At 40.1% G+C, this 14817-nt stretch carries 15 protein-coding genes; 5 read left to right on the forward strand and 10 right to left on the reverse strand.

Annotation, left to right across the window (positions count from 1 at the left end):
* On the forward strand, positions 1 to 686 hold a 686-nt coding region (locus I6F43_RS14230; RefSeq protein ID WP_269435320.1), incomplete at its 5' end, for an EF-Tu/IF-2/RF-3 family GTPase.
* A gap of 328 nt (positions 687 to 1014) precedes the next feature.
* Here the strand turns inward: I6F43_RS14230 and I6F43_RS14235 are convergent.
* The 5 genes from I6F43_RS14235 to I6F43_RS14255 form a co-directional block, all read right to left on the reverse strand.
* Positions 1015 to 2211 (reverse strand): dipeptidase, encoded by a 1197-nt coding sequence (locus tag I6F43_RS14235; protein WP_197102825.1) that lies wholly within the window; start codon positions 2209 to 2211, stop codon positions 1015 to 1017.
* 64 nt (positions 2212 to 2275) lie between these two features.
* Positions 2276 to 2530 (reverse strand): YheU family protein, encoded by a 255-nt coding sequence (locus I6F43_RS14240; RefSeq protein WP_007582257.1) that lies wholly within the window; start codon positions 2528 to 2530, stop codon positions 2276 to 2278.
* Positions 2527 to 3519, reverse strand: a complete 993-nt coding sequence (locus I6F43_RS14245) for a hydrolase (RefSeq protein ID WP_007582255.1) — start codon at positions 3517 to 3519, stop codon at positions 2527 to 2529. The genes I6F43_RS14240 and I6F43_RS14245 overlap by 4 nt, the downstream gene beginning before the upstream one ends.
* A gap of 843 nt (positions 3520 to 4362) precedes the next feature.
* A complete protein-coding gene (locus tag I6F43_RS14250) occupies positions 4363 to 4785 on the reverse strand; it encodes a TIGR02444 family protein (RefSeq protein WP_197102827.1) in 423 nt (140 codons plus the stop codon).
* The gene (locus I6F43_RS14255) at positions 4769 to 6691 is read right to left on the reverse strand and encodes an ATP-binding cassette domain-containing protein (RefSeq protein WP_024589507.1); all 1923 of its coding nucleotides are present in this window, start codon (positions 6689 to 6691) and stop codon (positions 4769 to 4771) included. The genes I6F43_RS14250 and I6F43_RS14255 overlap by 17 nt, the downstream gene beginning before the upstream one ends.
* A gap of 132 nt (positions 6692 to 6823) precedes the next feature.
* On the opposite strand from I6F43_RS14255, the gene I6F43_RS14260 reads away from it, so the two are divergent.
* The gene (locus I6F43_RS14260) at positions 6824 to 7027 is read left to right on the forward strand and encodes a YheV family putative zinc ribbon protein (RefSeq protein ID WP_007378899.1); all 204 of its coding nucleotides are present in this window, start codon (positions 6824 to 6826) and stop codon (positions 7025 to 7027) included.
* Positions 7028 to 7059: 32 nt separating this feature from the next.
* Here the strand turns inward: I6F43_RS14260 and I6F43_RS14265 are convergent, their stop codons facing one another.
* The gene (locus I6F43_RS14265) at positions 7060 to 7275 is read right to left on the reverse strand and encodes a SlyX family protein (RefSeq protein ID WP_007378900.1); all 216 of its coding nucleotides are present in this window, start codon (positions 7273 to 7275) and stop codon (positions 7060 to 7062) included.
* Complete coding sequence (locus tag I6F43_RS14270) at positions 7262 to 8260, reverse strand: WD40 repeat domain-containing protein (protein ID WP_101162983.1); 999 nt, start codon at positions 8258 to 8260, stop codon at positions 7262 to 7264. The genes I6F43_RS14265 and I6F43_RS14270 overlap by 14 nt, the downstream gene beginning before the upstream one ends.
* A 215-nt stretch (positions 8261 to 8475) precedes the next feature.
* Between I6F43_RS14270 and fkpA the strand changes: the two genes are divergently transcribed.
* On the forward strand, positions 8476 to 9222 hold the full coding sequence (fkpA, locus tag I6F43_RS14275) for an FKBP-type peptidyl-prolyl cis-trans isomerase (protein WP_007582243.1): 747 nt from the start codon (positions 8476 to 8478) through the stop codon (positions 9220 to 9222).
* 65 nt (positions 9223 to 9287) lie between these two features.
* Here fkpA and I6F43_RS14280 read toward each other — a convergent pair whose 3' ends face one another.
* Positions 9288 to 9758: an Rsd/AlgQ family anti-sigma factor gene (locus tag I6F43_RS14280; RefSeq protein ID WP_007582240.1), complete on the reverse strand. Its 471-nt coding sequence runs from the start codon at positions 9756 to 9758 to the stop codon at positions 9288 to 9290.
* A 530-nt stretch (positions 9759 to 10288) separates the two neighbouring features.
* On the opposite strand from I6F43_RS14280, the gene hemE reads away from it, so the two are divergent.
* Positions 10289 to 11353: a uroporphyrinogen decarboxylase gene (gene hemE, locus I6F43_RS14285; RefSeq protein ID WP_002961084.1), complete on the forward strand. Its 1065-nt coding sequence runs from the start codon at positions 10289 to 10291 to the stop codon at positions 11351 to 11353.
* A gap of 95 nt (positions 11354 to 11448) precedes the next feature.
* Here hemE and sthA read toward each other — a convergent pair whose 3' ends face one another.
* Both sthA and I6F43_RS14295 read right to left on the reverse strand, forming a co-directional pair.
* Positions 11449 to 12879 (reverse strand): Si-specific NAD(P)(+) transhydrogenase, encoded by a 1431-nt coding sequence (gene sthA, locus I6F43_RS14290; protein ID WP_007582237.1) that lies wholly within the window; start codon positions 12877 to 12879, stop codon positions 11449 to 11451.
* Between the two features lie 13 nt (positions 12880 to 12892).
* A complete protein-coding gene (locus I6F43_RS14295; protein ID WP_007582235.1) occupies positions 12893 to 14026 on the reverse strand; it encodes an acyl-CoA desaturase in 1134 nt (377 codons plus the stop codon).
* Positions 14027 to 14152: 126 nt separating this feature from the next.
* Here I6F43_RS14295 and fabR point away from each other — a divergent pair, with 126 nt between their 5' ends.
* Positions 14153 to 14776: an HTH-type transcriptional repressor FabR gene (fabR, locus tag I6F43_RS14300; protein ID WP_007582233.1), complete on the forward strand. Its 624-nt coding sequence runs from the start codon at positions 14153 to 14155 to the stop codon at positions 14774 to 14776.
* Positions 14777 to 14817 lie beyond the last annotated feature (41 nt).

The following is a 14817-nucleotide window of genomic DNA, read 5'->3' on the forward strand; positions in this document are numbered from 1 at the left end:
ACTTACCTCTAATTGCTGGTTCTGCGCTTAAAGCGTTAGAAGGCGAGAAAGAGTGGGAAGATAAGATTGTTGAGCTTGCAAACGCACTTGATACTTACATCCCAGAGCCAGAGCGTGACATTGATAAGCCATTCATCATGCCTATCGAAGACGTTTTCTCAATCCAGGGTCGTGGTACTGTTGTAACTGGTCGTGTTGAAGCTGGTATCATCCGCATCAATGACGAAGTAGAAATTGTTGGTATCAATGATATAACTCGTTCTACTTGTACTGGTGTTGAAATGTTCCGTAAGCGTCTAGACGAAGGTCGTGCTGGCGAAAACATCGGCGCACTTCTACATGGTACTAAGCGTGAAGACGTTGAACGTGGTCAAGTACTAGCTAAGCCTGGTTCAATCAACCCACATACTACATTCACTTCAGAAGTATACGTACTTTCGAAAGATGAAGGTGGTCGTCATACTCCATTCTTTAAAGGTTACCGTCCACAGTTCTACTTCCGTACAACTGACGTAACAGGTGACGTACAGTTACCAGATGGCGTAGAAATGGTAATGCCTGGTGATAACATCAAGATGACAGTAACTCTAATCGCACCAATCGCGATGGATGAAGGTCTTCGTTTTGCTATCCGTGAAGGTGGTCGTACTGTAGGTGCTGGTGTTGTAGCAACTATCGTAGCGTAATNGTCGTACTGTAGGTGCTGGTGTTGTAGCAACTATCGTAGCGTAATAATTAACTTTAAAGTTAATTGTTAGAAAAAGGTCACTTAGGTGGCCTTTTTTAATGCCTGAAGAAAAGTGTCATATGAAGGTGGCGCTCTTACCTCAGGCGTAGGTGCTTAGCTTTGAGTTATAACTTTCTTGTCGTAGCTTGGGTTGAGTTTTACGAAACCCGAGGTAAAAGGTTGCTGAAAATAACTGAGCTCTTAAATATAAAAAAGCACGGCTAGGCCGCGCTTATATTGAGTTAGCTCTTGGTCTTTTAGCCAATTACTAATATATGATAAAAGCTTTAATGCTTTTTAGCATATTCTTCAGCTTGTTTTAACACTCTTAATAAATTACCGCTAAGAATCTTTTTAATATCTTTGTCGCTGTAATCTCTGTCCATTAAACCTTGAACAAGATTAGGGTAGCTAGATACATCTTTTAAACCGATAGGTAATGAATCGCCAACTCCATCATAATCAGAGCCAATACCTACATAATCAATACCAATTAGCTCAACTACGTGATCAATATGGTCAAGCACCTGCTCAAGACTTGCAAATGGATACGGGTTTTTAGCACGGTACGCAGCATCAAAATCTTTGCTTAATTTGGTCCCGTCTTTTTTAACGGACTCTTTTGTGTTTTTTAATTGCTTGCCCCAACTACCTGCTTTAGCGGTAACAAAGCTTGAGCCAAAGTTGATTTGAATAACGCCGCCATTTTCTTTAAGCGCCAATAGCATATCGTCATTCATATTACGCTCAAAGCCTGGCGTGTATTTACGAAGTGATGAATGCGAGGCTATTACTGGTGTCTTAGATAGATCCATAACTTGATAAAACGCATCATCAGAAATATGCGAAACGTCGATTAACATACCAATATTATTCATTTCAGTGACAAGCTTTTTACCAAATGGGCTTAAGCCTTTCCATTTACGGCGTATATCGTAAGAAGAATCCGAAATATGGTTGCTTTGCGAGTGCGCTAGCGTGATGTAGCGAATGCCACGCTCGTAAAAATGCTGAAGATTCTTCATATCCCCTTCGATTGGAGAGCCATTTTCCATACCCATTGCGATAGAGAGCTTACCTTGTTTAAATTGCTCCTCTATATCACTGCTTGAGCTAGCAATAGCAAACTTATCGGGCGCGCGCTGGGCTATGGCTTCCATACTATCAATCATTTGATTGGCTAGCTGATAGCTTTTACCTTTACCTTCAAACTCCAAATGCGCAGGAATATAAATCGACATAAACGGTGCGTTTAAACCGCCTTTTACAGCGCGAGGGTAGTCAAAATCGCCATCAGTTGTCGCTTTAGTTACATCAACCCAGCTTTCGTGAATTCGATAAGGTACATCGATATGGGTATCAATTAAAATGGTGCCTTTAGCGAGTTTAATTGCCTTGTCAGATGCTGTTATTGTTTGTTCTGCTTGGGCTTGGCTAGTTAAAGCTAGTGATATGGCTACCACTAGAGTGCTGAGTTTTATCATGTTTTGGCTCTTTGGGTAAAAAGCCATTGTGTACGTTCAATTCAAAAGTTACAAGTACTACACCTTAATCAAACGCCTCTGCTTGATGCTCTTCACTTTGCAGCGCTTTAAATTCGCCCTTAGAAATAATAGTAACTGACTCATGTAATTCTGAGAAAAATACCATTGCTTCGCCATTTTTAAGCTGTAGCTTAACTTGGTTAACTTTAGATTCGATGCTTGCTTCTACTTCGCCATAATCGGTGCCTTCGCGCAGTACATAGCTTTCTATTAGGTTGTATAGTGTATCTTTATCGAGTTGTTCAAAAGGGATAATCATAATTGCTCTTTGTTTGCGTTGCCTAAAACATGTTGCCCAAAATAGCATGGCACGGCTTTCTCTAACCAAAATATAGGCTTAAACGGATTTTTACCGCTAATAAAACCAACGTGCCCGCCTTTGTCAGAGATGCGCAGCGTAACATGCTCACTTACGTCTTGCCTACTTGGTACGGCCTTAATTGAGAGCATAGGGTCGTCTTTGGCATGAATAATAAGTGTAGGTATAGCGATATCTTTTAAGTACGGCATTGCACTGGCTTTGCGATAGTAATCGTGTGCGTTTTCAAAACCATGCAGAGGGGCTGTTAATTGATTATCAAACTCTAATAAATCGTCAATTTTCATTAACTGTTTTGGTGTTAATGAAATTTGCTGCTTAATTTGCGGCAGTTTTCGCTGCATTGATTTTTTCATGCGATCGAGCAGATATTTTTGGTAAATTTTACCTAAGCTTTTACGAATAACATCGCTTGATGACGACAAATCATAAGGAGCAGATACCACGGCTGCAGCACTTAGTGGGCATGCTTGTGATTGTTCACCTAAGTATTTGGCCAGTACGTTACCGCCTAACGAAAAACCTACAGCGACCATAGTGCGCTCAGGAAATTGCAGCTTTAAGTGATTTATAAAAAAGGCTAAATCGGCGGTGTCACCGCTGTGATAAGCGCGAGGTAGGCGATTTACTTCAGTTGAGCAATTTCTAAAGTGCATAAGCACAACTGCATAGCCTTGCTTTTTTAACGCCTTCATCATGCCTTTGGCATAAAAGCTATTTATATTGCCTTCAAGGCCATGTAAAACAACGGCAAGTGGAGCGGTTTCGTTATGTGGAAGTGACCATGCGAGCTCAATAAAGTCACCATCAGGTGTATCAAGTTGCTCAAGTTCGTAGCGAGTGTGGTGAAATGGGCGGAAAAAACGCGGCATTATGGTTTGAACGTGACGATTGGTCATCCACCATGCTGGTTTGAACTGAGAGATCATGTTTGTACTACGCACTTTGTATTAAACGAAAAGCTAGTGTACCAAATTTTTCGCTTCAGAAAATAAAAAGCGCCTAACTAGTAAACTAATAAGGCGCTTTAGTGCGTCGTGCTTAATTTTGTTCGGGGATTTCTGCATCATGTATTTTTTTCAAAAAGAAAAAAGCAAAAAAGATACACAAAGAAACAACGATGGTTAAAAACCCAAAAGACATAAATAAAACTGGATCTGTAAAAAAGTCTCTAAAGAATACGTTCATGAGTTGTTCCCCTCGTTGTTGATGGGTTAATCATAGGCGGTGTTTGCAGGTCGCAACGTGATCGAGATCAAGTTATTTACATAAGCAGATATAGGGGTGAAGCTAAGTTGATTTAGATCATGCTTTAAGGGCTACTAAGTTATTACCACTGAGAGCTAAGAGAGTTTTTCACTTTACCTAAAAGCGTAGCGCTTTAAACTTTTTTGAGTAAACCACTTAAAGATTTTTTGCACAAAGAGAAAAGAATGAGAAGTAAATGAGGGTAGAGCAACAAACTGCTCAATATTTATATCTAAGTAATTTAGTTTGTTTTCCTCTAAAAGCGAAGCGCCTCTTAACCTCTTTGTGAGTAAATTACTTAAAGGTCTTTGCGCAAAAAGAAGAAAAAGAGAAGAAAATTAGGGCAGGGTAATAAAATGCTGAGCTAAACAACCGCTCAATATTTATATTTTTATCTAAGTAATCTAGTTTGTTTTCCTCTAAAAGCGAAGCGCCTCTTAACCTCTTTGTGAATAAATTACTTAAAGGTTTTTTGCACAAAGAAAATAGAACGAGCAGTGGAGGAGGGTATAAAAAGTCGCAGCCTAAGTGGCTTTCATATACAGCTCAATATTGTTTGGTTCTGCATGTTGGATTAATTCAAACTCATTTACTGCTTCAATCAACATATGTTGCTGTTGTTTTTCAAGCTTTAGCTCAGTGCTTAGTAACTCTGCGCGTATTGTGGCGTAATCACTTATCGTATTCTGGTTAGCTTTTAAATATCTACGAGCAGCGCGCAGAGGCTGTAATGCATAAGTATCAAATTCACTAACTACTTGCGTTAACTCATTTAGCTGTTGGGTATTAATACTTAAATTTAATGAGTCTAAATAAAGTAGCAATAAGCATAAATTAACGTTTTTTCCTTGCTGGTTTTGTAGTGCCAGCAAGGTTGTTTGTTGCTCAGGCTTTGCGTACAAGGCGCACGCAAACTGCCAAAAATGGTCGCTATTGAGCAAGTTCATCGGCGAATGCCTGCTCTTTTTCTTCCATTTCTTCAAGTGCCATAAGTAGCTCTTCTTCAACGTCGTTAAGTTTAGGCGTAAGGGTTGCTTGCTTGGCTAATAACTCTTTAAGCTTGGCTTTGTTGTCGTCGTTGTACAGTTCGTTATCACCTAAGGTCACTTCAACTTCACTTAATTCGGCGGTAAATTTATCGAGTTGCTTTTCAAGCTTTTCAATTTGCTTTTTAAGTGGCTGAGTGGCTTTTCTAAACTCAGCCTCTAAACGCTTTTGTTCCTTACGGTTAACACCTGGGTTTGCTTTAGGCTCGTCGGTTTGCTGCGCTTTAACCGCTTCTTTATTCGCGTTAAGTAACCATTGGTAATATGCATCTAGGTCGTAGCCAAACTGAGTTACTTTGCCGTCATCTACTAAGTAAAACTCATCGGCAGTATTTTTAAGCATATGGCGATCATGAGATACGGTAACCATAGCGCCTTCAAAGCCTTGTAGTGCCATAACAAGTGCATGGCGCATTTCTAAATCAAGGTGGTTAGTTGGCTCATCGAGAAGTAATAAATTTGGTTTTTGATATACCAACATGGCAAGTACTAAACGTGCTTTTTCGCCGCCCGAAAATGGGGCTACAGGCTCAAGTGCTTTATCGCCAATGAAGGCAAAGCCGCCTAAAAAGTCACGTAGTGATTGCTCAGTGGCTTTTGGGTCTAGTCGTTGTATGTGCGTTATTGCACTGGCTTTTAAATCAAGAGATTCCAGCTGATGCTGCGCAAAGTAACCAATATTTAATCCGTGATGCTGAATAACTTCGCCCGCTTGCGGCTCTAAATCACCAGAAAGCAGTTTAATTAACGTTGATTTACCCGCGCCATTTCGACCAAGTAAAGCAATTCGGCTACCTGGTACAAGGTTTAGCTCTATATTATTTAAAATAGTGACGTCACCATAACCCGCTTTGGCTTTATCTATTGTCATTAGTGGGTTTGGTAATGCTTTTGGCTCTGCAAACTCAAAGTTAAATGGCGAGTCGGCATGTGCCGGCGCTAGTTTTTCCATGCGTTCAAGTGCTTTCACACGGCTTTGTGCTTGTTTAGCTTTACTGGCTTTTGCTTTAAAGCGCGTTATAAATTGCTCTAAGTGTGCAATTTGATCTTGCTGCTTATCAAACATCGCTTGTTGTTGTAGTAAACGCTCTGCTTTTTGGCGCTCAAACTGCGAGTAGTTACCTTTGTACACGTTGATAAGTTGTTTATCTACGTGCCAAATTTGATCAACCACCGCATCTAAAAACTCACGGTCATGCGATATAAGTACAAGGGTGCCTGTGTAAGCGCGTAAAAAGCGTTCAAGCCAATAAACGGCATCTAAATCAAGGTGGTTTGTTGGCTCATCAAGAAGTAGTAAATCGGCGTCGCGTATTAATGCTTGGGCAAGGTTTAAACGCATACGCCAACCACCCGAAAACGAGCTTACAGGGTTTTCTATAAGGTTATTGGCAAAGCCTAGACCATGTAATAGCTCACCGGCGGTCGATTCAATGCTGTAGCCTTTAATGTTTTCAAGCTGAATATGTACTTTGGCTTGTGTGTCGCCATCGTTATTTTTCTCGGCCTCACGCAGTGCTATGCGCATTGCGTAGTATTCTGGGTGGCCTTGAAGTACATAATCAATCGCGCTTATTTCAAGTGCAGGTGTCTCTTGCTTAACAGAGGCAATAGACCAATCTTTTGGAATGCTGCAGTTACCGGCATCTAGTTGCAGTTCTGATTTTAGTAAACCAAATAGCGTTGATTTTCCACAGCCATTAGCGCCAACAAGGCCTACTTTGTGCTCTGGGAATAACGTAGCTGATGCGTTTTTTAATAAGGCTTTACCGCCACGAAGTAGTTCTATTTCTGAGATTTGGATCATGAATGCGTTACTTTGCTGTGCCCTTGTTAAGTTGGCGCTATCATAACATAGAACTTAATGCTCTTATCAAGCGTATCAACAAGTGAAGTTATACGATAAAATGACAGCAGTTCAAACCACAGGAAAAATGTTGTGAGACAAAAGAAGCGATTTATTGCTGGTGCATCGTGCCCTGACTGCAAAGCCATGGATACTATGATGCTATACAGAGAACATGATGTTGAAAAAGTAGAGTGTGTTGAGTGTGGTCATAAAATGGCGCAACCCGATAACGCTGTTCAGGCGTCTACTCGCCAATTTGAACAAGTAATTGGTGTATTTAAACCGGGCGACTAACCCGGTTTTTTATTGCCTAACTTTTACCTGTTTTAGTAATGCGGCGGAGGCGGCTCAGGTGCTTCAGACATCATAGACGATGATGACTGCGACTCTTTAATTTTTTCTGCTAGCAGCTCAGTTTGGCGTTTCATTTTTGCTAAAAGTTGCTGGTGCACTTTTATTTCATCATTTAAGACTTCAATCGTCTCATCTTGAAAAGCCACTTTGGCTTCAAGTTCCATTAAGCGATGTTCAATTGTGTTCATTATTCTCTCGTATAATAAATCGCTCTGCGATACCGCTGGAGCTTTCGGTTAACAACGACTTACCGTTATCTGTAAATGTCACATCTAGCACCACCGCCGATTTAGGCTTACTGCCTTCGCGCGGGGTAACCTGCCAAGTTTGAATTTTTTCACCGCTTGGTATTTGCCACAAATCTACGCGCTTATTTGGCGAGCCGGTTGCAAGCAAAGTGCCTTGTTCGTTAAAGCGCACAGCAGTAAAAATTTTCTGACGCGCAATATACTTCAGTTTACTCACAAGATCACCTGTAGTCAGCTTCCATACATTTGCTTGTGCCATACTGTCGGCCGTAAACGCATAGCGACCTTGTGGATCGAGCGTCACTTGGGTAACACGCGTTGGGTGATTAAAACGATGAATTACTTGCCCTGTACGTGTATCCCAAAAGTAAGCAACATAATCGTTAGAACCACTTAAGGCGTAGCGTCCGTTAGGTGATAGGTCAACGGTGTTAACTTTATCTTGATGACCTAAAAACTCAATACGACGTCCGGTTTCTAGGTTTACAAATACGACAACGCCGTCGCTACGGCCGTATAAAACACTACGACCTTGATTGCTAATAGCAATATCGCGAATACTGGCTTTTTGTATTTTGTAATAACCTTTATTTTTGCCTGTGGCTATATCCCACACAGCAAACGTGGTTTTTTCGGCGGTAACAGCCACGCTGTTATCAAAAGCAATAGCAACGGCGTATACCAAACTGTCTTGATCTTGCTGCTGAAACCATTGGTATTTTAGTACCTGCTGTTGATTATCCCACAGGGCGACCCCATGGTTGATAGAGGAGATCAAACTGTATTTACCATCGTTTGAAAGTGTTGATGAAAACGCACCTTGTGCAGCATGTTCGTAACTTGCTACAGCGTGTTGTTTTTTATCGGTACAGGCGATGGCTAAAAAACAGCTAAATACGATTAAAAAAGTACGAAATATCGACATATTACAGGTATTTCCCCTTAACTCTTAGTGACTGAGAGGTTAGACTAGGACGCGTTAAATGCCTAGGTTGTTTGTCTAATCACTGGATATGTTTTTAGTTTAGCTAACAATGTGGAATTTAGTCATTAAACAAGCAGCCTATCATGTGGGCCGTTAATCTTTAACTAGTAATAATACATTAAAATGACAACTGCAAAGTGTGTCGGAGATTTAAAATGAAAAAGACGATTAGATTGTCATTGATTGCAGCGTCAGTTTTAGCGCTTACAGCTTGTAATCAAGAAGCAAAAAAAGAACAAGCTGAAGTTAAATTAGACACTGTAGAACAGCAACAAGCATACGGTATTGGTGCATCTGTAGGTAACTTTTTAAATAAAGACTTAGCAGACAAAACAGAAATTGGTATTGAGCTAGACCAAGCACTTCTAATCCGTGGTTTTGAAGATGCACTTGCTGGTAATGCAAAAATTGACGAAGAAAAAATTCGCGAAGTATTAACTGAACTAGATACATCAGTACGTACTAAGCAAGAAGAAAAAGCAAAAGTAGAGTCTGAAAAAAGCAAAGAAGCGGGTGTTAAATACCTAGCTGACAACGCAAAAAAAGAAGGCGTTACAGTAACTGAGTCTGGCCTGCAGTATGAAGTACTTAGCGAAGGCGATGGCGAAAAGCCAGTAGCAACAGACGTAGTTAAAGTACACTACAAAGGTACTTTATTAGACGGTACTGAGTTTGATAGCTCATATGCACGTAACGAACCTACAACTTTCCCTCTTAACCGCGTAATTGCTGGTTGGACTGAAGGTTTACAACTTATGTCAGTGGGTTCTAAGTACAAGTTCACTATTCCTTCAGAACTTGCTTACGGCGACCGTGACTTAGGTAAGATTCCAGCTAATTCAACACTTGTATTTGAAGTTGAATTACTTGAAATTCAAAATGAAGAAGCACCAGCACAATAATAAGCTTATTGTGTAAATGCAAAAAGGGACCTTAGGTCCCTTTTTTAATGTGCGTAAATAACATATTAGTTTGCGTGATTAGAAAACAAGTTATCAATAAGCTCATCTTCAAGTGCAAAGCGTGCTTCTAATGCCTCACCAATAACAGACAAGTCATCATCAAAGCCCTTTAACAAGTCTTCTTTGTCTACTTCAGCGTATTTATCATTAAAATCAAGCGCTATGTCGGTTGTACTAGAAATACGCGGGTAAATAGAGTTTGCTAACTCTTGGCTTTGTAAGCCCTTTTTTTCACATGCTTTTGCTATATCGTCATACACTTCAAAATGGCCTGCAGATAGGTAATCCATTAAAAGTTGGCAAAATGATTCAATTAGCTTTGGCTCTGGTAATGCCTGATCTTGTTTTTCGTACGGCGTAAAGCCTGCAATTTTGCAATAAAGTACAATAAGGTCTTGGCGTTCGTTTAGCCATTTATCAATTACTGTGTGGCTACCACCCCATTTTTGTTGAGCTTTTTCTACACGCGTCAGCATAATTATTCTCCTAGGCTGGGTTGGTTTTTAATTAAAAATATAATAACTCACTGTACATCAAGATATATTTAATTTGAGCGTATATCAACAAGTAAAGTAACCCAGTTGTGAGTTGTATCTTTTTATATTAATTAAGATGAGGGAGTTTTATTGCAGGCAAGAAAAAACCACCAGTTACGGTGGTCTAATTTCTTTCAGTGACTTGTTATAACAAGCTTTCTTATTTTTATGAGATGATTTTTATTGTTATTATTTTAAAACTTTTATTTTTATTGTTTTAAGATTTTTATTGTTGTTTTTGTTAACGCGGGACAAACAATAACAAGGTTTTTAGTATGTTGCAAACATATTAATAAAAAGTTTTAAATGTTATTCTTTTTTGCTTGTTTTATAGTCAAAATGGATTAAAACACGCCATTATATTGATCTGCCTCTAGGTAAAGCTGTTTTCGTCCCTAAGCAATAGAGGGTCGGGGAATATGGTGGTACAATCTTGCACAATTTATACAAGTCTTAGGATCATTTACGCCATGAGCGAATTAAAAAACGACCGTTATTTACGTGCACTTGCAAAACAACCTGTTGATGTAACTCCGGTATGGATGATGCGCCAAGCAGGACGCTATTTACCAGAGTACCGTGCAACACGTGCACAAGCGGGCGATTTTATGAGCCTGTGCCGTAATGCAGAACTTGCATGTGAAGTAACACTGCAACCATTACGTCGCTACCCGTTAGATGCTGCTATATTATTTAGTGATATTTTAACGATTCCAGATGCGATGGGTTTAGGTCTTTACTTTGAAACTGGTGAAGGCCCTAAGTTTGAACGTCCTATTTCATCACTTGCTGATGTTAAAAAAATTCCAAAGCTAGACCCTACAGACGAGCTTGGCTACGTTATGAACGCAGTAAGCACTATTCGTCGTGAACTTAAGGGTGAAGTACCACTTATTGGTTTTTCTGGTTCACCTTGGACACTAGCAACTTATATGGTTGAAGGCGGTAGCAGCAAAGTATTTGGTAAAATCAAAAAAATGGCGTTTGCAGAGCCGCAAACACTTCATTTATTACTAGATAAGTTAGCAGATTCAGTTATCGATTACTTAAATGCTCAAATTAAAGCTGGCGCGCAATCGCTAATGGTATTTGACTCATGGGGTGGTGTATTAAGCCCGCGCGATTACAACGAGTTTTCACTACAATATATGCATAAAATTGTAGATGGCTTAATTCGTGAATACGATGGTCGTAAAGTACCGGTTACTTTGTTTACTAAAAATGGTGGTCAATGGATTGAAGCTATTGCAGCAACAGGTTGTGATGCAATAGGTCTTGATTGGACTATTAATATTAGCGACGCTAAGCGCCGTGTGGGTGATAAAGTGGCTCTACAAGGTAATATGGACCCATCTATGTTACACGGTACACCAGAGCGTATTCGCCAAGAAGTAGGCACTATTTTAGAAGACTTCGGTACAGGCAATGGCCACGTGTTTAACTTAGGCCACGGTATTACACCAGATGTAGACCCTGAAAATGCTGGTGTATTCATTAATGCAGTACATGAGCTAAGTGCTAAGTACCATAAGTAATAGCTACTTAAATAAACTTTAAAACTGTTTAAAAGTAAAAAACCCGCTAAGTTGCGGGTTTTTTGTTACCTATTTATAAAGGCTTTTAAAACTACTTATTTAAATAAGCGATTTAAACCATTTAATGCCGCAACACGGTAGGCTTCAGCCATGGTCGGGTAGTTAAATGTGGTATTTACAAAGTAGTCGATATTATTGCCACCATTTTTCTGTTCCATAATGGCTTGGCCAATGTGAACAATTTCAGATGCACGCTCGCCAAAACAATGTACGCCAAGTACTTCTTTGGTTTCAGTGTGGAATAATATTTTTAAACTACCTACTTCAGTACCAGCAATTTGCGCGCGAGCCAAATGCTTAAACTGTGCACGGCCAACTTCATAAGGTACTTTAGCGGCTGTAAGTTCTTGCTCTGTTTTACCTACTGAGCTCATTTCTGGGATGGTATAAATACCGGCCGGAATATCAACAATCAGGCGGTCGTCACAGTTACCACACGCAATTGCATCAGCAGCTATACGACCTTGGTCAAACGCAGCACTTGCAAGGCTTGGATAGCCAATTACATCACCTACAGCGTAAACGTTATCAACTTCTGTTTGATATGTTTCGTTAACTTTTAATTGGCCACGGCTATCGGCTTTTAAACCAATGGCTTCAAGGTTTAAGGTATCTGTATTACCAGTACGGCCATTAGCAAATAAAATACAGTCAGCTTTTACGCGTTTGCCTGATTTTAAATGCATAATAACGCAGTCGTCACGCGTTTCTATTCGGTCAAACTCTTCGTTATGACGAATAACAATACCGCTGTTCCAAAAGTGATAGCTAAGCGCGTCAGATATTTCAGCATCCATAAAAGCAAGTAGTCGGTCGCGTGTATTAACTAAATCAACTTTAGCGCCTAAACCTTTAAATATAGAAGCGTACTCACAACCAATTACACCCGCGCCGTATATAAGTACGCGATGAGGATCGTGTTTAAGACCTAAAATAGTGTCGCTCTCATAAATACGAGAATGCGTAAAATCGACTTCTGGTGGGCGATAAGGGCGTGAGCCGGTTGCTATAACAATCGTTTTAGCAGTCAGTCGCTCAGTTGAACCATCATTTCTTTTTACTTCAATTGTGTGCTTATCTACAAAGCTCGCATCACCTTGAAACATATGAATGCGGTTACGATCGTAAAAGCTACTACGTAAATTAGATTGCTTAGAAATAACAGAACTTGCGTGACGTAAAATATCAGGAAATGTTAAGCGGCTAGGGCGCTCACCAACATTAAATAACGGATTTGCTTTGTATTCAATATAGCGGCTAACAGAGTGGCGAAGCGCTTTTGAAGGAATTGTTCCCCAATGTACACAACCGCCACCAACTGATTCTTGGCGTTCAATAACCGCTACTTTTTTGTCGTTTTTTGAAAGGTTCATGGCGGTACCTTCACCGCCAGGACCCGTGCCAATAATTATTGCATCATATTGGTATGTCACGGGTACTTTTTTTTGTTCTGGTTGTTTGGCCACAGCCACTCCTAAATTAATTAAAAGAGGCTTTTAATAACCTCGCATTAAGTGCTAGCCATGCCTGTTTTTGATTTTCCCAGGCGGCTTCCAACTCATGGTATTGTGCCATTAATGCTGAGCGTTCACACTGCTTTGCCATGTTATTTTTTTTAACTTCTAACACTTGTTTTTGTAGTGAACAATAATTTTGCAGTTTTTTCAGCAGTAAATCGTACTCTTGTTGTAATAATGTAATCTTATCTTGTGCTAAAGGCAATTTTGCAAGACGCGTTTGCGTTTTGCTCATTAGCGTTTCGGCCTTTGCTTTTTCGATACGTTCAACAGGTGTACGCTTTAGTTTATTGGCTAAACCAACAGCGGCTAAAGAGCGGATCATCCATTTTGTTGGATCGTAATGAAACCATTTAATACCGTTACGGTAGTCGCTTGCAAAAATATGGTGGAAGTTGTGATACCCCTCACCGTATGTAAATAACGCTAAAAAACCGTTATCGCGTGCCGTATTTTTTTCGGTGTATGGGCGAGAGCCCCAAATATGTGCAACCGAATTTATAAAAAAGGTAAAGTGTTGGCTTAGTACTAAGCGTAGTAAACCTGCAAGAATTAACATACCCCACACATCACCAACTAATAAACCAAGTGCAAGAGGCAAACCTACGTTCATAGCAAGTGCTAGTTTCAAGTAGTGCTTATGTTGCCACATAACGACTTTATTTCGTTGTAAATCACGACAATTACTATAGTCGTTGTAGCTATCGCCTTGGTAGTCACGTAACATCCAGCCGATATGGCTATACCAAAAACCATTGGTAGCCGCGTAAGGGTCTTTTATTGGGTCGTCAACTTGACCGTGATGTATACGGTGATCGCTACTCCAATGCAAAGCACTGTTTTGTAGTGCAAAAGCACCGCCAAGCGCAAAAATAAATTCAACAGCAGGGTGTGCGTTATAGGTTTTATGTGCCCATAATCGATGGTAGCCGGCAGTAATTGATAAGCCTGCATAAAACATGCAGCCAACAAAAGCAATCCAATGCGCGCTGGTAAATCCGTAGCTAATGGCGTACCAAGGTACAAGTGTGGCAGCCGCCAAAAAGGTTAGGCTAAAAAATAGGACGTTTGTCCAAATAATCGGTGGTTTATTCATAATTCTCAATCTCAGCGTACAACTGTAAGCTAAAATAGTATTTCAAACTCTCGTCGTCAAGTATTAGACTGTACAATTGAGCTAATATCACTAAATATTCATATAAAATAATTCAGGGAGCTGTTGATGTCGGGTGTTAGAGCGCAACAGAAACAAAAAACACGACAGGCGTTAATTCAAGCGGCATTTAATCAGCTGAGTGCTGATCATAGTTTTTCGAATTTAAGTTTACGCGAAGTAGCACGAGAAGCTGGTATTGCCCCAACTTCTTTTTATCGTCATTTTAAAGACATGGATGAGCTAGGTTTAACCATGGTAGACGAAGCCGGTTTAACTCTTCGCCAACTAATGCGTCAAGCACGCAGACGAATAGCAAACGATGGCGGCAGTGTTATAAATACCTCAGTGGTTACTTTTATGGAGTTTATTGATAACTCAAGTAACCAATTTAGGTTGTTGCTGCGAGAACGCTCTGGGACTTCTAAAGCATTTAGAGCCGCTGTAGCCCGCGAGGTAAAACATTTTATTTTAGAGCTGGCTCATTATTTAGAAAGTGAAACTAAATGTAATGCTATGCATGCCTATATTCAGGCGGAATCTATGGTAACGCTCGTATTTAATGCGGGTGCAGAAGCGCTCGATATAGAAGGATTGCAACGCGACGAATTGATTGAGCGCGTTATTTGGCAGCTGCGTTATATTACTCGTGGAGCCGGGCATTACGTAAGAGAAAACACTGAACAAAGTTAGCAAATTTAAAAATTCATTGTAGATTTTTTGTGCCTATTTCT

This window comes from Pseudoalteromonas sp. NZS71_1 (genome assembly GCF_015864305.1).
GTDB lineage: Bacteria > Pseudomonadota > Gammaproteobacteria > Enterobacterales > Alteromonadaceae > Pseudoalteromonas > Pseudoalteromonas arctica.